This is a genomic window from Bacillus sp. MSP13 (assembly GCF_000815295.1).
In the GTDB taxonomy this organism is placed as follows: Bacteria; Bacillota; Bacilli; order Bacillales; family Bacillaceae; genus Bacillus; species Bacillus vallismortis.
On sequence record NZ_JXAQ01000004.1, the window covers coordinates 360,146 to 382,560 of the forward strand.

The window sequence follows — 22,415 nt, forward strand, 5'->3', positions numbered from 1 at the left end:
CAGAAAAACCCCACCGGATTAGATGGGGTTTAAAAATGCAGCCTTATTAATATTTAAAACGATTAATGACGGTTTGAAGTTCTTCCGCCAACTCGGATAGAGATTCTGCAGCATAGGAGATTTCCTCCATTGAATTGAGCTGTTCTTGTGATGATTTTGCAACGGCTTCTGTATGTGCTGATGTTTCTTTTGTGCCAGCGGCTAATGTATGTACTGTCTGCTGAATCACTTCAACGCCTGATGTAAGCTGCTGTGTTGCCGCTGCCACTTCTTGTATTTGAGAAGTGACCTGTTCCACAAGGTTCAGTATTTCATTGAAATTCCCTGTTGTCTCTTGAGAAAGCATAATACCCGAGCTCACATTTTCTTGAACAACCTTAATGTTATTCACCGTCTCAACTGATTCATTTTGGATGGTTGTTACCACTGATTGGATGTGTTTTGCAGATTTATTTGTTTCATCGGCCAATTTCCGAACTTCTTCTGCCACCACAGCAAATCCTTTCCCTTGCTCTCCTGCTCTGGCCGCCTCGATCGCTGCATTCAGCGCCAACAGATTTGTCTGCTCGGAAATATTTGTGATCAATGAAGAGATATCACTGATTTCCGCTGTGCTCGAAACCAATGCCTCCAAACCATTTCCGGCTGAACCTACAGATGTATCTATAAATTTCATCTGCTCCAACATTTTGTTGACGGATTTCGACCCTATTTCAGCTTTATCTCTCATTGAAGAAGAAAGATTCGCTATGTTACCCGTATTTGAAGCAACAGATGAAATACTGTCTAATAATTCAGTAATGGATTCCGCACTTTTTTCTGTCATTGAGCTTTGCTTTGCATTACTGTCGGCAGCCATCTGCATGGCTCCGGAAATATGTTCAGAAGTTGATTTTGATTCTTCCGCGCTTGCCGATAATTCTTCAGAAGATGCGGCGACTTGCTCAGATGAACTGCTGATCTGCCTTACAATTTGAGTTAATGATTGGGTAAAAGAATTGAAAGATTGAGCAAGCTGTCCAAATTCGTCTTTATTTTTTACAATGACTTTTTTCGTTAAATCAGCGTCTCCGTGAGCAATTTCCTCAAGCTGCTTATTCAAGCTTCTCAATGGCACCATAATGGACTTTAACAGCAATAAACTTAAAACAATGCCTAATATGATTGATACCCCTGTAACAATGCTGATGAACCATTGACTCTTTTCCCCATTGGCGCGTATTTCACCTTTTAGAGCCTCCACCTCTTGATCCAAGCGGTCAGACAGCTTATTCACAGCTGGATCTACAACTTCTTTTCTTAACGTTCTTTCTTCTCCAAAATGGATGGTCTCTGCTTTTTTAGGATCTGAAGAGTAGGCTTTTACTACTTGCTGATTTAAAGCCCTATATTGAGTGAAACTTGACTTAATGTCTTCGATATTTGATTGATCATTCTCTTTATCAATCAAGTCATTGATCCGATCGAGGCTTTTTAAGATATCGTCTGCTTTTTCCTGCATTCCCTCGTCATATTCTTTGTCTCCGTTAATCAGAAAGCCTCTTTCATCATTTGATAAACCGGCCAAACGATATTGGATGTGTTTCATTTCTTTTTGGAATTCCATTTTGTCTTTAAGTTCTTCATTTTTTTTCACAGTAGAAGAAATCATAAAAACGGAGGAGCCTCCAATTCCAAAGATTGAAATCACTAATATCGATATAATTCCCAGCAATTTTGTTTTCACATTCATATGTCGATTCCCTTTCTGCACGATGTAATAGGTAAAAAAAAGTTCAAGCGTTTGAATCATCATTCGCTTAAACCCTTGTCAATAATATCGACATGTTTGATGAAGTTTATAGTGCTATCACGCCTTTACCTTTCACCAGGTCACCATTAGGCAAATGATCAAAATAGAATTTCTATTAGGAGTCGCACAGCTCTTGATCGTCACGATTAATGTTTCTGAATATCAGCATATTCAAGAAAAACCCTCTCAAATCATTGTAGGATTGGAAAGCATGAAGGCACTCATTGACAAGTCAGAACATGATGCCCAGTTAGATGAATACGGCTATATGCGGCCCAGTTTGATTCCGCTGCAAGTCATCAGTACGATCATCCCTACTTTATAACCGCGGCTGACTGAAATCATTCAACTAATTGGCGCTAACGGGATGGTGACGCTGCCGACAGAAAAAGCGTTTGACTCAGCGATCCGGGAAGATCTTGATCAATACCTCCAAGCAACCAATACAAATGCTGAAGAACGGGTGAGAATTTTCGTTTGCCATGGGATTTAACGATGAGTTCATTCGGAACAAGACAAACTCACTACGAAAGATACTTTTATGGAGATCCATTACGGATTTCAAGCAGACTGTATAGCACGTATCCGAAGCAAGAGCAAGTAAACTTGATTAAAGAATTTTTATATGCACATATTGATGATTGATACGATTCAAAGGAAAATAAAAAAACAGCGGGATAAGATCCGCTGTTTCGTGCTTTTTATTCAGGAAACTGCACATGGCCCGGCACTGTATATGCATTGGACGTTCCACTTTCAGGCAGCTTCGGAATGGTGTCTTTCACAACTTTCCCTCGGATGTCAGTGATTCTGACTGTGAGAGAGCCTGTCCCTAGATTGGTGCTGACAAAATGATTATAGTCCATTTTTTCCATGTTGATCCACTTTCCATCCTTAGCATATTCCATTTTCATAACCGGATACTTGTGATTTCTGACTTGGATTGCCGCCCACCACCTGCTGCTGCCTTCTTTAATTTTGTAGGTGAAATGTCCTGTGATCGGAGCTTTGACAACACGCCATTTGATATTGATTTTTCCATCTTCCATATTGCCGATTTTACGGAAAGCATTAGGTGACAGGTCGAGAGCTCCCCGAGCGCCTTCAGGATACAGGTCGGTAACGTAGACAATGGTTTTTCCTTTTGGCCCTTCGACTTCCAAATACGAGCCTGCAAGTGCCGCTTTCACTCCCCCGTAGTTGAGATCTGCCGGATTGATTGCAGCAATCTCCATATCAGAAGGAATGGGATCCAGCAGGAAAGCCCCTCCTGAATAACCCGATCCTGTATACGTTGCATACCCCTCATGCAGATCGTCATATGCTGCCGAAGCTTGCGGGGAAAAACAAAGGAGCATCAATAAAACCACACCAACAATAGCACTGATATTCTTTTTCATGCATGTCCCCCTCAGTCCAGACTTTAAATGAGAATCATTATCATTTTAAAGCTCTATCATCTGGTTTGAAAGAGGAAATAGATTCATAGATGGTTTCAAGACAGATTCACTATCATTCATATATCAAAGGTAGGGTGTTTCTGAAAAAACCATACAAATGAACGAGTGCGCATGTCAGTCGAATTTCATATTTATATTTACTGTGCTGCATTCCTATAGCCCTTTGCGACATGAAACAAGCTGCTGATCTGGTAACTGCTTTTATTTTTCCCCGCTCAGTTTCAACTTAGCTGTCAGCATGATGCCAAATATCATCACGATCGGAACCCAAATGATGATGTGATAAAAATCAGGCTCAGCTAAAGCTACAATAATAGCCCCCACACAATATAAGATAATAGCCAGCGCTCGCAACACAGCGTCTCTTACAAAAGCCTTCTTCTGCTTCTTAAAAAACAAACGGCCGGACAAATCCTCTAAAAGAGAAGCCAGTGTTCCAGTCAACACAGTTGAAGAAATACCGGCGATTCCCAGCTTTTTAGCTGCGATGGTTTGAATCCCCATGGATATGCTCATGAGAATAATAAGGATGTATACAGGAACAAAAGCCGAATAAAAAGAGAGACAAGCAAAGATAAACAAAATGAATGCTTCAAGTGCCAGAGCTTTTGTCACCGCAGTAGGCCACAGGGTATTTTCTGCCTTTCCGACAATCAGTGTTGATATAATGACGCCACATATAAATCCGATTAGCGCAGTCAAAGAATGAAAAACTGTGACCTCAAGGGATTTGCCGATCGCCAACCCCAACAATACAATATTCCCAGTCATATTCGCTGTAAATACATGTCCCAGGCTTAAATACCCGATTACATCCACGATTCCAGCTGTTAAACATAAAAGTGAAAGCAAGGTGTTTCGATAAGCTGCTGCAGTCAACGGTGCATCAATCCCTTCTTCTATTTCAATTGAGAGTATGTTTTTTTAACGAAATCTGTTTATTTTTTCATAACCCGGCTTTAATTAGGAAGATAGCACCTATTATTCCATTCCATTACCTGTAATAATAATCTCCGCAAGGAAATTTAATTGAAAGGGGCAGATTATGCTGAAACGATTTTGTTTATGGTTCGCCGTGTTTAGTTTGTTTTTGGTTCTCTTGCCTGGAAAAGCATTTGGAGCTGTCGATTTTCCAAATACCTCGACGAATGGCCTTTTAGGATTTGCCGGAAATGCTAAAAATGAAAAAGGCATTTCTAAAGCAAGTACAACGGGCGGAAAAAATGGCCAGATTGTTTACATTCAAAGCGTTAATGATTTAAAAACCCATATAGGAGGTTCCACTCCGAAAATTTTAGTGCTTCAAAATGATATTTCCGCATCTTCGAAGACAACAGTCACCATTGGCTCAAATAAAACACTCGTAGGCTCTTACGCGAAAAAAACGCTGAAGAACATTTATTTAACAACTTCATCTGCATCAGGAAACGTCATTTTTCAAAATCTGACGTTTGAACACAGTCCGCAGATTAACGGAAATAACGATATCCAGCTTTATTTAGATTCTGGCATCAACTATTGGATTGACCACGTCACATTCTCAGGCCACAGTTACAGCCCAAGCGGAAGTGATTTGGACAAGCTCCTATATATCGGAAAATCAGCGGATTATATCACGATCAGCAACTCAAAATTCGCGAATCATAAATATGGTTTGATTTTGGGATACCCAGATGATTCACAGCATCAATATGACGGCTATCCCCACATGACAATCGCCAACAATTATTTTGAGAACTTGTATGTAAGAGGCCCGGGTCTCATGAGATACGGATATTTTCATGTTAAAAACAATTACAGCAACAACTTTAACCAGGCGATTACTATTGCCACAAAAGCAAGAATATATTCCGAATATAATTACTTCGGGAAAGGCAGTGAAAAAGGCGGAATCCTAGATGACAAGGGCACTGGCTATTTCAAGGATATAGGCAGCTATCCGTCTCTAAACAAGCAAACCTCTCCGCTGACTTCATGGAATCCCGGCTCTAACTATAGCTACCGTGTCCAAACGCCGCAATATACAAAAGAATTTGTCACGAAATATGCCGGATCACAAAGTACAACTCTTGTATTTGGCTACTGACATAAAAGAGGCCTGCGTAAAAAACGCCGAGCCTCTTTTGCTCTTATAGGGTATTTTCAAGCGGTTTTATTGCCTCCCTCAAGCTCAAGCCCAGGACCAGTCTAACTATTCTTGCCAAAAAGCTTATGTTCTTTTTCGCTACAACGTCTCAATCGATTTTTTATTATACCAGTTTATCGCAAGTAAATAGAATAAAAAGAATCGGCTCAAACAATGTTTTACTATCAATTCTTCTATTTACATGTGAATTCGTTTTATAAACTAGACCGCCATCACTTTAATATGGTTTGTCCGGTATTGTAATTTGAGGCAACTGGCGCTAACAATGATACTAGATTAACAACACACTCTGGAGGTTAATAAAGGGCTGATACAAAAAAGCCTGTTTCTATATGTAAATATTGCTGTTAGCATTTTCAACTAACATTGCCTTCTAAACTGGCTCCAATTGTTCATTCTCCAGACACCCATTCATTAAAAAAAGGCCCAAGTTTTTAAACCGGCCTTTACATTTAACCCTTGCTTCGTGCGCGTACAGCTCTTTACATTGATAACCGCACTAACGTTTACATCCTTACAATCCTCTCTTGCAGCTCTACATCATCAGCTCAGCGCTTCTGCTATATCCTTAACGTAAAGCGTTTATAGGAATGTAAAACGCTAATCAATATAAACTTTATGCATCTTGTCATGAGGATGCTGAAAAAAATCTAATGTCAAATTCAGCATGCTACATTATGCATTATCTAAACCATGCCTTTTCTAAATGATTCGTGAAATGAGGGTCATTAAAAGGGACATTCGCTTTACCGAAATCCGTTGTATTGAGAGCATTCCTCGCTGCCGGTGTTAAGTCTTCCCACCCGATTAATGGCTGAGTGCCCCCTACTTGATCACTAATATGCAACTCATGGTTTATGGGCCATGTGCTGTTGTACGCAATTAATGGATGTGTATCCTTCATATTTCTTTCATTTGGCTGAACATTCGTGAATTTCCCATGTCCGGAGTATGCAATGGATAAAACGTTTGCATTTTTGTTAGACGGATTGTCGACCCACACTACGATTCCTTCCCAGTCATGTCTATGACCCAAACCTGGTGAAGGCTCATCCTTTGGAAAATACCAAGCATACATAATTGCCCACACGCCATTGTACCAAGTTGAACGTGAATAAACTTGTCCGGTATGTTTGCTGCAATCTCCTTTAGACGACCCAGATGGCTGTAACCCGCCACTTGTATTGCCTTGTGCATCTACCGCCGGAAAGGGCACACAGCCGCTATAAACTTTCAAATACGGCTGAAACTTTTTTTCTGCCTTTTGAGAAATAGTAGTTGGGACAACTTCATTGAAACCTACGACTTTGTCATGATCAATGACAGCAGCATCAACTGTTGGAACCAAGCTGATAAAACAAAGAAATGACATCAAAACAGCGAACGAAATTTTCTTCATTTCACTTTCCCCCTTATCGCATTCGTTATGTAAAATCCAAGCTGCAAAGTCATTATATAAATAGGGGAAACCCCATTCAATCAAATTTACAGAATCTTAAAAGCTATAAACAGAATCGATACAATGATCCATCAATCTTTACCTTCAAGTTAACCTGCAGAGCACTTTCGTTTTTTGATTTTCATGGATCCAACCTGTACACTATTTAAAAATACAAAAAAGGATGATGGATATGTGCGGCCGGTTTACTTTGTTCTCTGCATTTGATGATATTATTGACCAGTTTGACATCGATCAATTTTTCCCTAAAGCCGAATACCGTCCAAGCTATAATATTGCACCTTCACAAAACATCTTGGCAATCATCAATGATGGATCAAATCAGCGCTTAGGCAAGCTTAGATGGGGTCTCATCCCCCCGTGGGCAAAGGATGAAAAGGTCGGTTATAAAATGATCAATGCTCGGACTGAAACATTAACTGAGAAGCCGGCGTTTCGAAAACCGCTTGTCAGCAAACGCTGCATGATTCCGGCGGACAGTTTTTATGAATGGAAACGGCTTGATCCCAAAACCAAAATTCCGATCCGGATCAAATTGAAATCATCCGCTCTTTTTGCGTTTGCCGGGTTATATGAAGTGTGGAAAACACCTCAAGGGACTCCTCTTGGCACCTGCACAATCATAACAACTACACCTAATGAGTTCATGAAAGATATACACGACCGAATGCCGGTTATACTGACGCATAGGGATGAAAAAGAGTGGCTGAATCCTTCACATACAGATCCTGCTCATCTGCAACACTTACTGAAGCCTTACGATGGTGATGATATGGAAGCATACCAGGTTTCGTCATTAGTAAACTCACCTAAAAACAATTCACCTGAGCTTCTTGATGCACAGAATGGTGGGTAGTATGAGCTTGAATATTATGTAAACAAGCTTTATTTTCTTAGTGCCTACTCACTAATTTAGTGTGAATCTTTAGTACAAAGATCAGTTAGTTAATTCTGGCGAAATATCACAATAATATTATTATGTAAACTGATAATAAGCAATGTAGACCCCTTTAGACAATAGGGTTTACATTGCTTATTAAAACTAAGTCCGTTGCAGAAAAGCAAAGTGTTTTGTAACAACTGGATTGAATTCAATCCTTAATCCATGAATGGGCTTTGAATCAGTCGCCTCCAGTGAAGACATTCAGTCAACTTTCAGCTCTCATTTAATACCATATTTTCTTATATAATTTTATGTCCTCTGTTTGTTTTTTATCGCCTGTCTTCCACTCCACTTTAACTAATAGATCATGTCCTATTACTTCCTCTTCAAGCATAAAGTTTAAAGGTAGCGATGTGGTCTGGCATTTGACCTCCCTCTGGCATTTCTTCACCTGTATCCGATGATTAAAGAACAATTTAAATTGACGAAAAAGCGAAAGCCATTCATTTTTACAATAAAGCACAGGAAAGATTCATATTAATGGAGAATAACGTATACGAAGCCAAAATCAACATCTTATACAACCTTTATTGCGGCGAATGAAAACCAATTTTAAAAATTGCATTGAATATATTCAATTGTTGAAACGACAAAATGACCTTGAAAGTGTTGAGGAATTAGCCTACTTAGCCGCGAAAAGATTAAAACAATAGGTGCTTTTGAAGAAGCACCAAGCTCTTTCAATGAAAAGATGTGGGCTGAACAGAAAATGAATCAAGTGGAGGGAATCTTATGAAAAAACTAGTTCTTTGCGTTTCTATTTTAACTGTCATTTTAAGTGGAGTAGCTTTAGCGCAATTGAGTACAGATTCACCATCTAGTATCGAAGTTGCTGAGAGGCCGGTCGGAGGTTAAGAAGAAGAGCAATCGATATACCCCACTTCATGAGAGTGGGCTTTTTATTTTCCTTATTTCAAGCTTCCTACAACTTAAGGCAGCATTAAGTTCAAGCCATCCCATCTTTTTTTTGTTACTCTCCCCTTTCTTCATCAGGAGCTTCATCCTGATTAATATTCTCTCTATATAAAGTTGAAAACACTATTTCATTGACTGGCAAATTTTAAAACAAGCTGCTTATACGCCTAATGTACGCCGTCTTCCGTGAATGTAAAGCTCTGTTTTAAATGGCGCCCTTCCTGCCCTTTTTGCGTCCAAATAATCACCACTTCTAATTCAGAAGCCTTATTTGCCAGCATAAAATGATTAAACCTCAACGGCGAGCCGTCGTTTAAACTTTGAGCTAACGTTTTAGCCTCTTCTATTTGATTTATACCATTTTCATTAGGGCATCCAAAAAGCGAAAACCTTGTGATTGAGTCAGGATCATTTCGATACAATTGCACATCGACCGTAGCCGCTTCCTTCCCTATGTTTTTGACTTCCAAGGAATATACATGATATACCCCTTTCTTAGGACGCGCTAATCCCTTTACATTTTTTGCTTCACTTACTTGTACTGACCACTGTTCTGTTTTTTGTGTAATGGGTAACACAGAAAAAGTCAGGGCGGATGTTTTTGGTTGAGCAAAATGAAATGAAAATAATAAAACACATAAGAAAAATAATACGTTCTTCACTTCATTTATCCCTTCTTTCTTATTTAGTTGGTTCTCCAATAAAGGCATCCAATTGCCGCTCAACATTTATTTCTTTCGGTATTTGAGATGGTGCATTAGGAACGTTTCTCAGTTTGTTATTGATCATATCAGAAGAGTAAAGCGTAACAACCATACTTCCCCCACGCCGTTTGGCCCGAATGAGTATTGGCTGGTTATATTGGTTTTGAAAGAGAAAGTCAGGACCTCCCCAGCTTACTGTCGCATCGCGTCCAGGCGGAACATATGGCACGCTTCTTGTATGAGAATAACGCTGAACGATTCGCAGTCCCGCGCGATCGACTGCATTATATAGTGTTGATGATACCTGGCAAATCCCTCCGCCTACACCTTCAGACAACTCACCTTTAACAATAATGGGTGCACTTTTATATCCTTTATCTCTAGTCCTCATCCCAACAACTTGATTAAACGAAAACGTTTCATTAGGGAAGACAACATGATTGTCAATCGCTCTGGCAGAAAGGGAAATATTGTGTGAGCGGCTTTTATTATTCGCATTAAAATACGTTACGTAATGGCCAAGCTGATGTGTACTGATGTGAGCAAGCAGTTCACTGTCAACTTTTGGATAAATGTTTAATTCCGGCACTTCTACCTTGGAAGGGCCTTGGCCATAGAAAAACGCATAAAACGTTTCCATAAACGCCTGTTGATAAAGTCTGTACCCAACCCTGCCCGGGACAATGCTTCCCTGATCGTTAAGCACAGCGTTTATCGGCTCACGATAAATGTGCTTATTGAGCTGTTCGATGAATTCACGGTACTTTTCATGGTCAATTATCGGGGTACCGGGAAGAGGCAATGTAAAGCTTTCACGGTTAATAGTAGCTATCGTACGCCCTTGCTGTGTCACCGATAAGCTGTCAGTCGGCTCGCTTGGTTGAGCCAATAATAAAAGACCAGTGATCCACATGTGTATCATAAGCCGGTTTACCTCCTGACCATTAGTATGAACACCAGTTTATCCTTTGATGTATTTCTTCCTATCGTTGTTACACTATTTTTCAGCCATAATAAATCCTTAAAAGGAAATCCATATCTTTCATTGTTCTCCGAGCTGCCTGAAGCACACAGTGTCATTCGTTGCTTATAATCGACTTTTGGCTTATCTAAAATGAAAAATCTCCATATAACGATAATAAGATAATTGATTTCAATACTTTTTTATTGTAAAACGATAAATATCGTGTTACATTCAGGATGACAACAAATCGGTGAGGTGATTTTTATGAATCGAGTCTCAACACTATTTTTAAAGATTGCTGTTATTCTTATTGGCATTCCAATTCTTGCTTTGTGCATGTTTGTGGTGCCTAAGATAGCCAATTATGCAGCAGAATTATTACCAAATATGGCTTATATAAAATATCTTGTTTTCGTCTTTTTGTATGTAGCGGCGATACCTTTTTACTTTGCACTTTATCAAGCGTTCAAACTTTTAAGCTATATTGACCAAAACAAAGCTTTCTCCAACATTTCTGTAAGAGCTCTAAAAAATATTAAATACTGTGCGGTCACTATCAGTCTCTTGTTTGCGGCAGGCATGCCATTTTTTTATCTGATCGCCGAGATAGACGATGCCCCGGGTATCATAGTCATCGGCTTGGTCATTATTTTTGCTTCAATGGTGATCGCGGTCTTTGCTGCTGTTCTTCAAAAACTGTTAAAAGAAGCGATTGATATAAAATCAGAAAATGATTTAACGGTCTGAGGTGATAAACATGGCGATTATTATCAATATTGATGTGATGCTTGCTAAAAGGAAAATGAGCGTAACAGAACTTTCGGAGAGAGTCGGCATCACGATGGCTAATCTATCCATCTTGAAAAACGGAAAAGCGAAGGCCATTCGATTATCAACCTTAGAAGCAATTTGTAAGGCTCTAGAATGCCAGCCCGGAGATATTTTGGAATACCGAAGCGAGGAAGGCACATAAAAAGAACGCTTTTTCATAAAAAATAAAGTGATGTGGTGGTGATCCTATGGAAGCAACCTTATGTCCATTTAGCGGCTATTTTAAGCGTACCCTACAGAAATCCAGGAAAAACCTTAAAAGGAATCACACATCATGAGAGCCTTCAAACAACTCGTTCGTTTTGGTTGGGAACAGGCTCTTTCATGTTTGTTTCCTGTCGTCATTTTTGCCTCTTTGGCTGTTACACAAATCATCCCGCTTCCCTTCTTGCCAAGGTATGATTGGCTGCTTATTATCTGTGTTCTCATGCAGGGGCTGATGGTGCGTTCCGGGCTTGAAACAAAAGATGAATTAAAAGTGATCACTTTGTTCCACCTTATTGGTCTTGCTCTTGAACTTTTCAAAGTCCATATGGGCTCATGGTCTTATCCAGAAGAAGGATATTCCAAAATATTCGGGGTGCCTTTATATAGCGGCTTCATGTACGCAAGTGTAGCCAGTTATCTCTGTCAGGCGTGGAGAAGGCTTAAGGTTGCATTGGTGAAGTGGCCGCCGTTTTTTGCAGTTGTCCCGCTTGCCGCTGCGATTTATTTGAATTTTTTTACCCATCATTTCTCAATAGACATTCGCTGGTGGTTATCTGGACTTGTCATCATTGTCTTTTGGAAAACATGGGTGATATACGAGGTGAATGGAACTCGTTACCGTATGCCGCTTGCACTCTCTTTTGTGCTTATCGGATTTTTTATATGGATAGCGGAAAATATCGCAACTTTTTTTGGGGCTTGGACATATCCAAACCAAAGCGAGGCATGGAGTCTTGTTCACCTAGGAAAGGTGAGTTCATGGCTTTTGTTAGTGATTGTTAGCTTTCTTATCGTAGCGACGCTAAAACAAGTTAAGGAACTGACTCCTCCAAAGGACGTCCTTTCTCCTAACGTGCAAAGGACCGAATAAAAACAAAAAGCAACGTTCGAATCGTTGCTTTTTTTCTAGTATGATGTTAAAAACCCTTATAAACCGATTGAAAGAAAAACATCAAAATAATGGTGGCTGATACAACAACAATTTCGAAAGTATGTGAACTGCCATTTTCTTTTTCTCGTTCTGTCTGCTTCCTTATTTGATCCCTATATTTTCTTTGAATGTCATCTTTTTTATGATCCATGTTACTCGACCCCTTTCAAAGTAAAGTCAAGCAATACTGACTGATTCTCTCTTCATGCCTTTGTGTCGATTTAACCGCTTGCTCATCATTCTTTTTCAGTCTTGTCAGTAAAATAAGAAAAGTACATTAAACTGACGAACCCAGCAACTCCTATGATTGTAAATATGATATAAGCCCAAGCAGGTAAATCCATACATTTCCCCTCCTCATTTTTCTTCATTTATTTTTGAGAAAGGTAATTCACATCACTGTTTTTCATGTTATGTAGTTTGATGTCTTTATTTACCCCTCGCGCATACGGGAGAATAAAATCCACAATAGGTGTCCATATCAAAAGGAAAATCAAAGTCCAACAGCACTCTTCATATGATGATGTCGCATGTATTCTCTATCCAAAAAACAGTTTATTCAGAGCTGTTCCTTCGTGTTTTCTTCTTTTACCTTCTCGTTTAACTTGAAGCCAATCAAGATATTGATAAGCGCAGCTGGAATATATAAAATTCCGGCACCTATTATTCCTAACGCCGTACTTCCATTAACGATAAATGACTGCACTTCTATACTTCTTGACTTTAGACTTAGTAACATAAGAATTCCTGCGACAATCCCTATAAACCGAGAAACACCTGAAAGGGAAAAATCGTTTAAAATTCCAAAATATTGTCCTATGGCTGATAACAGGATTCCTAGAATGCTAGAAATCACGACTAGTTTTTTTATACCCTTTCTCCCCTTTCATGGCCACATTTGAATTTCTCTTACTTCACTGGTACTTGTTAAAAAGTTCTGAAAGAAAAAGATAAACTCTTGCGTAAGCGCTGGCGATTCGGGATGAAAAACAGCATTTTTCATTACATTTGTTAATATGCTTCTTTTATCTTACTCCCTTAGTCTCTCCAAGGACAGTGCATAACGTGTTAAGCTTTTAATAAAAACTTTGCAAGGAGTGGTTCTTTGCTGAAAGCTTCAAAGTTGTTCATTTCATGTGTAGCTTTAATATTGTGCGTGTATTCATTATATAATCAAAGTGTTTTTCTTTTAACATCTCTCCAAGTGCTACTTGCACTTCTGTTTGTTTTAATGGGGGTGGAGGCTCTTTTAAAGAAACAAACAAGGTCCGCGTATATCATGTTCGGATCAGCGGCTTTTATACTTGTTGTAAACGCAGTTAAATACATGATCTAGCCTAACTGTTATAATTACGCTGAAATCCCATCACAATTCCAAAGGAACAGCAAATACCAAGTAAGTGATGAAAGCGTAAAGCAATGATATCAACAGTGACTAACGTGATTGCCCATAAAATCGGAATAAACAAACATATACAGACCAAAGTTCAGACCGTATGAAATACTCGAAAACGCAAGAGTAAGAACATAATTTTTCAACTTCTTTTGATAGAGGCTCAAGTGAGCATCTCCGCATTTTCAAATCATGGGTTACGTTGTTATGTTCCGCTCAGGTAATCTCATCGTAATGCTATATTGTGCTGGTTTTATTTGTTTTTATCTTTTGGAAACGGTATTATCATAGGAATGAATAACGCCCATAACGGAAGTGCGCTCTTGGTAACGATAATACCTACTGAAGCAGCCAAAGCAGTCGATATCCATATGACTGCATAAGTCGTGGTTGGTTTCAATGTAATCCCCCTGATTTTATTTCTCGAAGCGTGCAAGAGACTTCCAATACTTGTCACATCAGTATACCATTTTCACTTTGAGTGATCGATAGATTATGACCTTTTTAAAAGACTAGCAATTTATGCAGTTCAATGTGCAGATATGACAGATTTTAATCAAAATCATTTGAAGCTACATGATTGGCAAGTGATGCATGTATTTCATAGATAGAATGATGATTCCGACAATTATGACGATCCTCCTCTTTATTTTTTCATGATCGTTTTATATTTCATTAATATGAAATATGACATATCCGACAACTTCAGCTACAAGAAGATATATCATGTACCTCGCATAAATAAATACATCTTCATCCGCATTTTTTTGTTTTTTGAACACCCATGCGAATAAACCTAATACAGTTAACACTGAGAAGATTTCAACAATTATTAAAATAGACATCTTTGCTCCTTTCCATTTACCTCGACACTTTCCATTTGTGTATAAACCAGTCGCTAAACATCATGCCCGTTTCTCTTCTTCTTACGTCTCCACCTTGCTATTACTGCTGGCATTAATAGTAGAGTACCAACAAAAAGCAACATAAAAAAGATCACAAACAGCGTTCCTGTACCCGGCACGATTTCTTCATAGGTGATAAAGCGTTTATCCCCCTGCACGACGAAAAAACGAGAATTTTCGAGAAAAGCCAGATGAAAGGCGATAGATGTCCATAAGCTTCCTGTTACAATACGCAGAAGTTGAAGAATGAAACCAAAAGATAACAATAAAACGATGTAACCTAATGTGATAGCTGGTGATTCGATTCCTGCTATATACTGCAAACCACATACAGCTATTGGTGCAAGCACAAATAGGATCGGCTGCAGAAGTAAGGCTATAAAACTGTTAAATCGCCCGTTTAGAGCATTGTACATCGTCCCGCGAAATGTTAATTCCTCTGGAAAAGCTTCATAAAAGAATGCGATGATCATATTTAAGAGCAATACTGTAACCAAATGTCCGGAGAAGTGAAATTGTGTAATAGTTATCAAGCCTAATAAATGGGCGATAGTAAACCCAGTTCCAGAAAGAAAAATCACATACAGTGCTCCCATAATGGCTTTCGGAATGGCTTGCCGCCAGCCAGACAATCCGATAGAGCAGAATGGTCTACTGGACGTCCGCTTAAGAAGAATATAAAGCAGCGGGACAGTAATGAACGTCACTAAGCCTGCCTGAATACCTTGCTGCAAGAGCTTGGAAGCTCCTGCTTGGCGTGCCATTGAACCGACAAAAGTAGCAAAAAACAACGCAAAAACGAACGTTCCCCAGCTGAAAAAAATAACCCCCAGCCATTTAAGATGATTGGTTTGTTTTCCGTTTTGAATTTGATGAAATTGCATTTTCATCCCCCTTTCACAGCATGTACAGCGTCAAACAAGAAAGCTAAATAAGCGTCGATCATAGCTTTCTTATTACAATACGTTCCAAATGCTGTTATTGTTTCAAATTTTTGAATCACCCTGCTTCCATTGTATCGCTTTCTTTCATCATAAAAAAATGCCCCAGCATTTCTGGGGCATGGCACTGATTCTATCAATTTATTGTATTCATTAGCTCGAAGAAGTATTCAGGTTTTTGGGTCTTGTTTAACTCATACCATGAATGTAATGTTTCTGGTGCACACACATCTAATGTTTTCAGTACTTCCATCGCAAATTCCAGGGGAGCAATTCCTGATGCGGTTACCAAATTCTCATTAGATACTGCAGGTCCCATCTCATAAAATGGTTCTCCTTTATAGTGAGGACAGACCATTTTCAAATAAGCTAAGTCATTGCTTGTGTGCTTTCTGGAATCTAAGTATCCATATTGCGCGAGGCCCTCGGTTGCACCGCAAATCGCAGCAACAATCGTGCCAAGCTTTAAAGCTTCGCCAACTTTTTTCAAAATCGGTTGATGAATATCTTCTCCCCAAGTATTCCCTCCGGGTAAAATCACAAGATCCTCACTCTCAAACGTACACTCATCAAGGGTAAAATCTGGTTTTATGCTTAGCCCTCCCATCGTCTTTATTACTTCTTTATGAGCTCCTACTGTAACTACTTTTAAAGGTGCTACATCTTTTTTAAAATATCTCCCTGAGTTTAGTTCAGCAATTAAATAGCCATATTCCCAGTCTGACATGGTATGAAATACATAAAGATACACTTTTTTTGTTTGCATTGATTACGCTCCCATCACAATTGCATAGCCCATTAGGATGACTTCACGCCATCCTTTTAAATAATGCCATATGATGGAAATAAAAACAATGACAAAAATCTCATGCCACTTGCGCTACTATCAATGATATTTACCATAATCACCTTTAAAATGGGTATATCTATTTTTTCTTGTTCTTCCCTTCCCCCATTGCCCGATTCACTTCATATATGAAAAAATCAAAAAATGAGATGAATGAAAAGGTCTTTGTTTAAACTATTATTGGAAATATATCGATTTTGATCCTATTTTTGTGGTATGAATAGAAGGTGAATACATCATCAATTGAATGAGGAGGTCGATTCATTTGAAAAATAAAGCGCCATTAAAACTTGGAATCTGTATTGGACTTTTTTGTTTGAGCCTTACTGGTTTCAAACCCTTTGATGCATCAACGCATGCTGAAGTAAAAGCCATAGGAGACATAAAAGTGACAAGCTGTATAACGAATGAAAAATTTGTTCAACTTGAGAAGAAATTTGACGCGAAACTGGGCGTTTATGCAATTAACACAGGTACAAACAAGACGATTTCCTATCGGCCCAATGAACGATTTGCATACGCATCAACCTATAAAGTTCTAGCCGCAGCTGCTGTCCTGAAGAAAAACGCAATTGAAAAACTTAATGAAGTCATTCACTACAGCAAAGACGATCTTGTTACGTATTCTCCAATCACAGAAAAACACGTGGATACAGGGATGAGCTTGAAGGAAATCGCTGAGGCTGCTATCCGTTACAGCGACAATACTGCTGGGAACATATTGCTGCAACAGCTTGGCGGCCCTAAAGGTTTCGAAAAATCACTGAAACAGATTGGGGATCATGTAACCAAGGCAAATCGTTTCGAGACGGATCTAAACTCTGCCATTCCTGGGGATATTCGTGACACAAGCACCGCCAAAGCACTAGCAACAGACCTTAAAGCTTTCACTGTCGACAACAACCTTACGCCTGACAAGCGCACGATCTTAACTGACTGGATGCGGGGGAACGCTACTGGTGACGAACTGATTCGGGCGGGTGCTCCTATAGGATGGCTAGTCGGCGATAAGTCTGGAGCCGGAAGTTACGGAACACGAAATGACATTGCTATCGTTTGGCCGCCTCATAGAGCTCCTATTGTTGTGGCAATCCTATCAAATCGGTTTACGGAAGATGCTCATTATGATAATGCTCTTATCGCTGAGGCTGCAAAAGTCGTTCTTACCGATCTTAAATCATGATATAAATCAAGATTGTCAGTGAAACACATGATTGATCCACCTTATAACTTTCTCATTTTTTTAATACCAGACCCGTTCTTCTTTTTCATGAACGGTGTATTTCATTTTTTAGCGTTTATCCCTGATTTCAGTAAACATCGTCATTACTTAGTTAGGTAAGCTAACAGCTGAAAAAAAGCAAATTGTTCGAAAGGCGGAGAGGAAAAATGAATGAAATTGATTTTTATGATAAGGTTGGAAAAGTAAACGGCTGGAATTTCAGTGAATTAAAGTGTGAATCTGAAGGGGTTAAGTGGAATTTTTACGAAGAAGTACAAGCAAGATGTAATCACTCAGATATACTTTTGGATATAGGTACTGGCGGAGGGGAAAGCGCATTAAAAATTGCATCTTCATTATGTCTCTTAATTGGAATAGACCTTTCTCGCGGGATGGTGGAAACGGCAAAATCCAACCTTAACCATTCGGGTCTCTCAAACGTTCGATTTCTCCAAATGTCCTCTGAAAATTTACAATTTCCTGCTGAATTCTTTGATTTGGTGTCAAATCAACATGCCCCATTCAACCCTAAAGAAGTTGCTAAAGTATTGAAAAAGGGCGGGACGTTTTTAACACAACAAGTTAGTGAAGGTGACAAACTGAATGTAAAAAAAGCATTCGGTCGAGGGCAGTCATTTGCAGAAAAAGATGGGACATTAAAAGAGCGATATATCCAAGAACTAAAAGATGCTGGATTTTCAGATATCCAAGTACATGATTATGACGCTATTGAATATTATCAAAGACCCGAAGACCTAATTTTCCTGCTCCAACATACGCCTATCATCCCTGATTTTGGTCAGGAACGGAGCGACCTTCATATTTTGAACAACTTCATTGAAACCAATCAAACTGAAAAAGGAATTTGCACAAATGCTAAAAGATTCATGATTGCAGCCCATTTATCATTTCTTCTCATGTGCGTTTCTGTATAAACAGGGACGCTTTTTTATTATTCAAACGTAATGGATACTAGAATCATATAAGTCATCCAACCGGAAAGCGCTCAAATTGTTTGCTAGCGATTTAAGGAGGTATTCCTCCCTTCTCCCCTAAAGGACAGATTAAATCAGAAGGCATTCAGTAATACCTAGCGGAAGCTTCTTAGTTAATACATAGATGTTCTCAGCGCAGCTCGTTGGGATCTAATGAAAAACACGTTTTTAAATACGTGTAGAAAGTTCGTTACCACAAATGCAAAGCAAGAAACGAAAGCGCCCATGCAAATATGCCGAACATGACAAAGAACCTAAGAAAAGTTTCATATTTTGTAAGCTTTCGTTCTCTTTTTGTTGTACCTAATCTCCAATAAAGGGCGTAGCCGGAGAACAATAAAATTAATTGTCCCAGTTGTGACACGGACTCAAAAAATTCTATCCCATTCATTGCTTTCACCTCTTACTTTATTATCGCAGACGGAAAAACCGTTTCCAACAGTTATGAAAATTAAGCAATTGGTCTACTCTAATGGTATAAAAAATGATGTTTCCTTTTTCCAGCAGAACGATAAGTGTAAGGCAGCAGTTTTGTTTCCCCATTAAGTCGTAAATGAACCTTCAAGATTTATCATCTTATGATTAGGGTCCTCTTGTCAGTTCTGCTCTATAAAACACAGTTCCTGCCGGTGTGTATAAAACTGCTTTAAGAATTGCTTTTGATCCGTATTTGCTTTCATCCATCACGATTCTTCTCTTTTCATTATCCACCTGAAATAATGCTGATTACCAATATTCTCAATCGTTGATAACGTGACTGAGTTACTTCGAACAGTCTTACCTAAAGAGAGCATGAAGCATCATCTCTAAGTAATGGAGATATTTGTGGAAAGACTAAGAGTCTTCGGTCGTAGAGCAAAATAATATATTATTTCCTCTTTCTAGTTTCTAAAAATAAAGGGACGATCTTAAAAAGTATCTCATCCCTTTATTTTTCATTAATCCAATAAGGCCTGTGCTGTCTGTTCGTCTGTCACCAATACATGGACTAACTTGCCTTCCAATGCTGCTTTTATTGCTTGCACTTTTTCTAATCCGCAAGCCACTCCAATAACAAGTGGAATCTCCCTTAATTGATCTAATTCCAACGCAATCACTCTTTCATTCCATGAACTAAGAGATGATCGGCCATTTTCATCGATGAAATTATAACAAATGTCTCCGACGACATCTGTATGATCAAAATACTCCTGATGTTCCTGACCTAGATAAGACTTCACCATAGTCGAATGTTCAGGAGTTCCCCCGATTCCTACAATCGCTATATGAGATTTGGCAGATTGATTAAAAATGTCTTGTATCGAAGTTTGTCTCATAAATATGTCTTTTGCTTCTTTAGAATCTACCATTACGGGTGCATGAAGAAGCTTATAGTGAGCTTGTAGACTTTCTGCGAGCTTAGCTACTATATGATTGGCATGTATATCTACTCGTTCGTTTCCCATTCCCCCAACTAAAGGAACAAATGTAACGGAAGGATAGGGCTGGCTAGAGGTCATCGCCTTTGCTACTTCATACAAAGTGGTTCCTGCGGAGACCCCTATCGTTTGCCCGTCTCTCATCACTCGCAACAAGTATTTACAAGCTGCAGATCCCAACCTGCTTTTCGAGGATTCGCCTCCCAGATTGGGAATGCATACGACTTCACGCAATCCATATAGACGTTCCACTTTTCCTTCGAGTTTTCTATAAGGATGAATCAAGTCATCATGAATAATAATTTCAACAATTCCCAAATCTCTTGCTTTTGCAAGATATTTTGAAATTAGAGAACGACTTACACCTATTTCCTCTGCAATCTGCGATTGATTACGTCCTTCCTCGTAGTACATATGAGCTATTTTAACAAACAATCTATTATCTTCAGGTAAATTCACATTCGTAACTCCTTTTTCTTTATTATTTAAATTCAATGATACTGCCATTTTTAACTTTCGGAAGCACGTACGGGCTGACAAACACAGCACCAGGAAGAACGTCTCCGTTAGGCTCGTTGAAGTAGATAGAAATATGGCCAAGTTCCTTTAAATTGTTATTGGCTGCGGATCCTACAGCAGTAATACTGAATTCTTGATCATCTACTTTTAGAGTATGCCCTTCTTTAATTGGGTTTTCTGATTGATCTTCTTCAACCTCATGAATGACAGCCACGTCTCTTAACCCCTCTGGTGTTTGAGGCCCAAATAAAATCATTATCTTTTCTTCCTCAAATGATAAAGCTAATTCCCCGATTTCTTTTACAATTGACTTATACATACCCATACCTCCATTTATCATCATTATACATTTATTAAAACATCCCAATACTTGCGACATATGCAATGATAACAGCAAGAACCCCAGTGATAAGACGACTATATAAAACTGCTGGTACACCATATTGTACCGTTTCTGCTTTCGCCTCGCCAAGTGACAAACCAACTGGTATAAAGTCCGCTCCCACTTGGGCATTAATTGCAAATAAAGCCGGCAAGGCAAATTGAGGCGGAATGTTTCCTTTAGCTATTTCAGTTCCAATTAAGACCCCTATAATTTGGGCTATAACGGAACCCGGTCCAAGCACCGGCGAAAGGAATGGTAAGGTGCAAACAAATGCCAAAATGATTAATCCCCACAAAGAACCAGCCAAAGGTGACAGGATGTGAGCCATTGCATCGCCAATACCTGTGTAGTTAATAATTCCAATGAGCATACTCACAAAAGCCATAAATGGAATGATATTTTTGATAAGCATGTCTATTGAATCTCGACCAGCTTGATAAAAGGTTCCTGTTACTTTTCCGATTCCTTTCGAAAATCTCATCAAGAAGTTATCTCTATCTTCTCGCTCATCTTTCTTCATTTCTTCGTTCAAATTTTCCTTGTCATTTATATTAAGTTGGCTGGTTTCTGATGGATCTTCTGATTCTGATGGAATTTCTGCTTGCTCGTCAGCCAATCTGATTTCTTTCTCTGTCACACCAGAAACAAAGATATCTTCTTTAATATGTTTAGCCAGTGGGCCTGAAGGTGAAGAAGGAAGGACATCCACTGTGGGAATCCGTTTCATTGGATAAAGTCCAATTCTTGCTGTTCCCCCACAATCAATAACAACACACATCATTTCATCTTCAGAAACTGAATGTTTAAAGCCGTCTACAGCCTCTGTTCCCGATACCTGAGCGATTTTTCTTGCGACAGGGTGAATCCCTCCACCCGTAATAGAAACAACCTTCGTCTTTTTTCCTTTAGGTTCAATTCTTAGACCTGTTCCCCAGCCACCTGAGCCTTTATCCACAAAGATTGCACGTTCCTTATTCATCTTATTAGGATTTTCTTTATCACTTGTGTTGATTTGACTAGCTTCCGCTGTTTCTTCAGGTTCAGCTAACCTGATTTCTTTCTCTGTCACACCAGAAACAAAGATATCTTCTTTAATATGTTTAGCCAGTGGGCCTGAAGGTGAAGAAGGAAGGACATCCACTGTGGGAATCCGTTTCATCGGATAAAGTCCAATTCTTGCCGTACCTCCGCAATCAATAACAACACACAGCATTTCATCTTCAGGAACTGAATGTTTAAAGCCGTCTACAGCCTCTGTTCCCGATACTTGAGCGATCTTTCTTGCGACTGGGTGAATCCCTCCGCCTGTAATAGAAACAACCTTCGTCTTTTTTCCTTTAGGTTCAATTCTTAGACCTGTTCCCCAGCCACCTGAACCTTTATCCACAAAGATTGCACGCTGTTTATTCATGATCGTTCCTCCTCGAGTCATGGTGAC

Annotated in this window: 23 protein-coding genes and 6 pseudogenes; 11 read left to right on the top strand and 18 right to left on the bottom strand. The window is 39.2% G+C overall.

Annotated features, from left to right (window positions below):
* Window positions 1–46: 46 nt before the first annotated feature.
* Window positions 47–1,732: a methyl-accepting chemotaxis protein gene (locus SC79_RS05055; RefSeq protein ID WP_039074273.1), complete on the bottom strand. Its 1,686-nt coding sequence runs from the start codon at window positions 1,730–1,732 to the stop codon at window positions 47–49.
* A 115-nt stretch (window positions 1,733–1,847) separates the two neighbouring features.
* On the opposite strand from SC79_RS05055, the pseudogene SC79_RS05060 reads away from it, so the two are divergent.
* A pseudogene (locus tag SC79_RS05060) lies at window positions 1,848–2,437 on the top strand (4-hydroxyphenylacetate 3-hydroxylase C-terminal domain-containing protein); the annotation flags it as partial.
* 56 nt (window positions 2,438–2,493) lie between these two features.
* Here the strand turns inward: SC79_RS05060 and SC79_RS05065 are convergent.
* Together SC79_RS05065 and SC79_RS05070 are read right to left on the bottom strand one after the other, a co-directional pair.
* On the bottom strand, window positions 2,494–3,192 hold the full coding sequence (locus SC79_RS05065) for an expansin EXLX1 family cellulose-binding protein (RefSeq protein ID WP_039074132.1): 699 nt from the start codon (window positions 3,190–3,192) through the stop codon (window positions 2,494–2,496).
* Window positions 3,193–3,453: 261 nt separating this feature from the next.
* A complete protein-coding gene (locus SC79_RS05070; RefSeq protein WP_039074133.1) occupies window positions 3,454–4,131 on the bottom strand; it encodes a YoaK family protein in 678 nt (225 codons plus the stop codon).
* A 169-nt stretch (window positions 4,132–4,300) separates the two neighbouring features.
* Here SC79_RS05070 and SC79_RS05075 point away from each other — a divergent pair, with 169 nt between their 5' ends.
* A complete protein-coding gene (locus SC79_RS05075; RefSeq protein WP_039074274.1) occupies window positions 4,301–5,338 on the top strand; it encodes a polysaccharide lyase family 1 protein in 1,038 nt (345 codons plus the stop codon).
* A 742-nt stretch (window positions 5,339–6,080) separates the two neighbouring features.
* Here the strand turns inward: SC79_RS05075 and SC79_RS05080 are convergent.
* A complete protein-coding gene (locus tag SC79_RS05080; RefSeq protein WP_039074134.1) occupies window positions 6,081–6,797 on the bottom strand; it encodes an NPP1 family protein in 717 nt (238 codons plus the stop codon).
* A 232-nt stretch (window positions 6,798–7,029) separates the two neighbouring features.
* Between SC79_RS05080 and SC79_RS05085 the strand changes: the two genes are divergently transcribed.
* Window positions 7,030–7,713, top strand: a complete 684-nt coding sequence (locus SC79_RS05085; protein WP_039074135.1) for an SOS response-associated peptidase — start codon at window positions 7,030–7,032, stop codon at window positions 7,711–7,713.
* A 310-nt stretch (window positions 7,714–8,023) separates the two neighbouring features.
* On the opposite strand, the pseudogene SC79_RS21500 reads toward SC79_RS05085, so the two are convergent.
* Window positions 8,024–8,204 (bottom strand): annotated as a pseudogene (locus tag SC79_RS21500) (DUF4944 domain-containing protein); the annotation flags it as partial.
* Between SC79_RS21500 and SC79_RS21255 the strand changes: the two are divergent.
* Together SC79_RS21255 and SC79_RS05090 are read left to right on the top strand one after the other, a co-directional pair.
* Window positions 8,192–8,536, top strand: a pseudogene (locus SC79_RS21255) (aspartate phosphatase); the annotation flags it as partial. The pseudogenes SC79_RS21500 and SC79_RS21255 sit on opposite strands and share 13 nt — an antisense overlap.
* Window positions 8,533–8,655, top strand: coding sequence for a PhrK family phosphatase-inhibitory pheromone (locus SC79_RS05090; protein ID WP_039074136.1), 123 nt, complete (start codon window positions 8,533–8,535; stop codon window positions 8,653–8,655). The pseudogene SC79_RS21255 and the gene SC79_RS05090, both read left to right, overlap by 4 nt.
* 227 nt (window positions 8,656–8,882) lie before the next feature.
* On the opposite strand, the gene SC79_RS05095 is transcribed toward SC79_RS05090, so the two are convergent.
* Both SC79_RS05095 and SC79_RS05100 read right to left on the bottom strand, forming a co-directional pair.
* The gene (locus SC79_RS05095; protein ID WP_039074275.1) at window positions 8,883–9,377 is read right to left on the bottom strand and encodes a hypothetical protein; all 495 of its coding nucleotides are present in this window, start codon (window positions 9,375–9,377) and stop codon (window positions 8,883–8,885) included.
* Window positions 9,378–9,396: 19 nt separating this feature from the next.
* Complete coding sequence (locus tag SC79_RS05100) at window positions 9,397–10,341, bottom strand: VanW family protein (RefSeq protein WP_039074137.1); 945 nt, start codon at window positions 10,339–10,341, stop codon at window positions 9,397–9,399.
* Window positions 10,342–10,647: 306 nt separating this feature from the next.
* Here SC79_RS05100 and SC79_RS05105 point away from each other — a divergent pair, with 306 nt between their 5' ends.
* The 3 genes from SC79_RS05105 (at window position 10,648) to SC79_RS05115 (ending at window position 12,292) form a co-directional block, all read left to right on the top strand.
* Complete coding sequence (locus tag SC79_RS05105) at window positions 10,648–11,130, top strand: DUF2975 domain-containing protein (RefSeq protein WP_039074138.1); 483 nt, start codon at window positions 10,648–10,650, stop codon at window positions 11,128–11,130.
* 10 nt (window positions 11,131–11,140) lie between these two features.
* Entirely contained in the window at window positions 11,141–11,356 is a 216-nt protein-coding gene (locus SC79_RS05110) for a helix-turn-helix domain-containing protein (RefSeq protein WP_039074139.1), read from the top strand.
* A 132-nt stretch (window positions 11,357–11,488) separates the two neighbouring features.
* A complete protein-coding gene (locus SC79_RS05115) occupies window positions 11,489–12,292 on the top strand; it encodes a DUF817 domain-containing protein (RefSeq protein ID WP_039074140.1) in 804 nt (267 codons plus the stop codon).
* A 46-nt stretch (window positions 12,293–12,338) separates the two neighbouring features.
* Here the strand turns inward: SC79_RS05115 and SC79_RS05120 are convergent, their stop codons facing one another.
* The gene (locus SC79_RS05120) at window positions 12,339–12,503 is read right to left on the bottom strand and encodes a hypothetical protein (RefSeq protein WP_039074141.1); all 165 of its coding nucleotides are present in this window, start codon (window positions 12,501–12,503) and stop codon (window positions 12,339–12,341) included.
* Between the two features lie 408 nt (window positions 12,504–12,911).
* Window positions 12,912–13,091, bottom strand: a complete 180-nt coding sequence (locus SC79_RS21595) for a permease (RefSeq protein ID WP_306807610.1) — start codon at window positions 13,089–13,091, stop codon at window positions 12,912–12,914.
* A 366-nt stretch (window positions 13,092–13,457) separates the two neighbouring features.
* Here SC79_RS21595 and SC79_RS21260 point away from each other — a divergent pair, with 366 nt between their 5' ends.
* The gene (locus tag SC79_RS21260) at window positions 13,458–13,688 is read left to right on the top strand and encodes a membrane protein (protein ID WP_039074143.1); all 231 of its coding nucleotides are present in this window, start codon (window positions 13,458–13,460) and stop codon (window positions 13,686–13,688) included.
* A gap of 33 nt (window positions 13,689–13,721) precedes the next feature.
* Here the strand turns inward: SC79_RS21260 and SC79_RS21600 are convergent.
* The 4 genes and pseudogenes from SC79_RS21600 to SC79_RS05150 form a co-directional block, all read right to left on the bottom strand.
* Window positions 13,722–13,912, bottom strand: a pseudogene (locus tag SC79_RS21600) (UPF0715 family protein); the annotation flags it as partial.
* 498 nt (window positions 13,913–14,410) lie between these two features.
* Entirely contained in the window at window positions 14,411–14,590 is a 180-nt protein-coding gene (locus SC79_RS05135; protein WP_039074144.1) for a hypothetical protein, read from the bottom strand.
* Between the two features lie 53 nt (window positions 14,591–14,643).
* A complete protein-coding gene (locus SC79_RS05140) occupies window positions 14,644–15,534 on the bottom strand; it encodes a CPBP family intramembrane glutamic endopeptidase (protein ID WP_039074145.1) in 891 nt (296 codons plus the stop codon).
* Window positions 15,535–15,727: 193 nt separating this feature from the next.
* The gene (locus SC79_RS05150) at window positions 15,728–16,357 is read right to left on the bottom strand and encodes a type 1 glutamine amidotransferase family protein (protein WP_039074147.1); all 630 of its coding nucleotides are present in this window, start codon (window positions 16,355–16,357) and stop codon (window positions 15,728–15,730) included.
* Between the two features lie 340 nt (window positions 16,358–16,697).
* Here SC79_RS05150 and bla point away from each other — a divergent pair, with 340 nt between their 5' ends.
* Together bla and SC79_RS05160 are read left to right on the top strand one after the other, a co-directional pair.
* Window positions 16,698–17,621, top strand: a complete 924-nt coding sequence (gene bla / locus SC79_RS05155; protein ID WP_082022566.1) for a class A beta-lactamase — start codon at window positions 16,698–16,700, stop codon at window positions 17,619–17,621.
* A 206-nt stretch (window positions 17,622–17,827) separates the two neighbouring features.
* On the top strand, window positions 17,828–18,595 hold the full coding sequence (locus tag SC79_RS05160; RefSeq protein ID WP_039074149.1) for a class I SAM-dependent methyltransferase: 768 nt from the start codon (window positions 17,828–17,830) through the stop codon (window positions 18,593–18,595).
* 642 nt (window positions 18,596–19,237) lie between these two features.
* Here SC79_RS05160 and SC79_RS21650 read toward each other — a convergent pair.
* The 5 genes and pseudogenes from SC79_RS21650 to SC79_RS21120 form a co-directional block, all read right to left on the bottom strand.
* Window positions 19,238–19,437, bottom strand: a pseudogene (locus tag SC79_RS21650) (UV damage repair protein UvrX); the annotation flags it as partial.
* 156 nt (window positions 19,438–19,593) lie between these two features.
* Complete coding sequence (locus SC79_RS05170) at window positions 19,594–20,532, bottom strand: sugar-binding transcriptional regulator (RefSeq protein ID WP_039074150.1); 939 nt, start codon at window positions 20,530–20,532, stop codon at window positions 19,594–19,596.
* Window positions 20,533–20,554: 22 nt separating this feature from the next.
* Window positions 20,555–20,911 carry a PTS glucitol/sorbitol transporter subunit IIA gene (locus tag SC79_RS05175; protein WP_039074151.1) on the bottom strand — a complete coding sequence of 119 codons (357 nt, stop codon included), beginning with the start codon at window positions 20,909–20,911 and terminating at the stop codon, window positions 20,555–20,557.
* Window positions 20,912–20,945: 34 nt separating this feature from the next.
* The gene (gene srlE, locus SC79_RS05180) at window positions 20,946–21,956 is read right to left on the bottom strand and encodes a PTS glucitol/sorbitol transporter subunit IIB (protein WP_039074276.1); all 1,011 of its coding nucleotides are present in this window, start codon (window positions 21,954–21,956) and stop codon (window positions 20,946–20,948) included.
* Window positions 21,957–22,010: 54 nt separating this feature from the next.
* Window positions 22,011–22,388: pseudogene (locus SC79_RS21120) on the bottom strand (PTS glucitol/sorbitol transporter subunit IIB); the annotation flags it as partial.
* Between the last annotated feature and the right edge of the window lie 27 nt (window positions 22,389–22,415).

What these genes read in the sequence shown, in the direction of transcription:
- SC79_RS05055 (WP_039074273.1), bottom strand. Translation starts at nt 1,732, where the DNA reads ATGAATGTGAAAACAAAATTGCTGGGAATTATATCGATATTAGTGATT.
- SC79_RS05065 (WP_039074132.1), bottom strand. Translation starts at nt 3,192, where the DNA reads ATGAAAAAGAATATCAGTGCTATTGTTGGTGTGGTTTTATTGATGCTC.
- SC79_RS05080 (WP_039074134.1), bottom strand. Translation starts at nt 6,797, where the DNA reads ATGAAGAAAATTTCGTTCGCTGTTTTGATGTCATTTCTTTGTTTTATC.
- SC79_RS05085 (WP_039074135.1), top strand. Translation starts at nt 7,030, where the DNA reads ATGTGCGGCCGGTTTACTTTGTTCTCTGCATTTGATGATATTATTGAC.
- SC79_RS05090 (WP_039074136.1), top strand. Translation starts at nt 8,533, where the DNA reads ATGAAAAAACTAGTTCTTTGCGTTTCTATTTTAACTGTCATTTTAAGT.
- SC79_RS05100 (WP_039074137.1), bottom strand. Translation starts at nt 10,341, where the DNA reads ATGATACACATGTGGATCACTGGTCTTTTATTATTGGCTCAACCAAGC.
- SC79_RS05105 (WP_039074138.1), top strand. Translation starts at nt 10,648, where the DNA reads ATGAATCGAGTCTCAACACTATTTTTAAAGATTGCTGTTATTCTTATT.
- SC79_RS05110 (WP_039074139.1), top strand. Translation starts at nt 11,141, where the DNA reads ATGGCGATTATTATCAATATTGATGTGATGCTTGCTAAAAGGAAAATG.
- SC79_RS05115 (WP_039074140.1), top strand. Translation starts at nt 11,489, where the DNA reads ATGAGAGCCTTCAAACAACTCGTTCGTTTTGGTTGGGAACAGGCTCTT.
- SC79_RS05120 (WP_039074141.1), bottom strand. Translation starts at nt 12,503, where the DNA reads ATGGATCATAAAAAAGATGACATTCAAAGAAAATATAGGGATCAAATA.
- SC79_RS21595 (WP_306807610.1), bottom strand. Translation starts at nt 13,091, where the DNA reads ATGTTACTAAGTCTAAAGTCAAGAAGTATAGAAGTGCAGTCATTTATC.
- SC79_RS05135 (WP_039074144.1), bottom strand. Translation starts at nt 14,590, where the DNA reads ATGTCTATTTTAATAATTGTTGAAATCTTCTCAGTGTTAACTGTATTA.
- SC79_RS05140 (WP_039074145.1), bottom strand. Translation starts at nt 15,534, where the DNA reads ATGCAATTTCATCAAATTCAAAACGGAAAACAAACCAATCATCTTAAA.
- SC79_RS05150 (WP_039074147.1), bottom strand. Translation starts at nt 16,357, where the DNA reads ATGCAAACAAAAAAAGTGTATCTTTATGTATTTCATACCATGTCAGAC.
- SC79_RS05160 (WP_039074149.1), top strand. Translation starts at nt 17,828, where the DNA reads ATGAATGAAATTGATTTTTATGATAAGGTTGGAAAAGTAAACGGCTGG.
- SC79_RS05175 (WP_039074151.1), bottom strand. Translation starts at nt 20,911, where the DNA reads ATGTATAAGTCAATTGTAAAAGAAATCGGGGAATTAGCTTTATCATTT.
- srlE (WP_039074276.1), bottom strand. Translation starts at nt 21,956, where the DNA reads ATGAATAAGGAACGTGCAATCTTTGTGGATAAAGGCTCAGGTGGCTGG.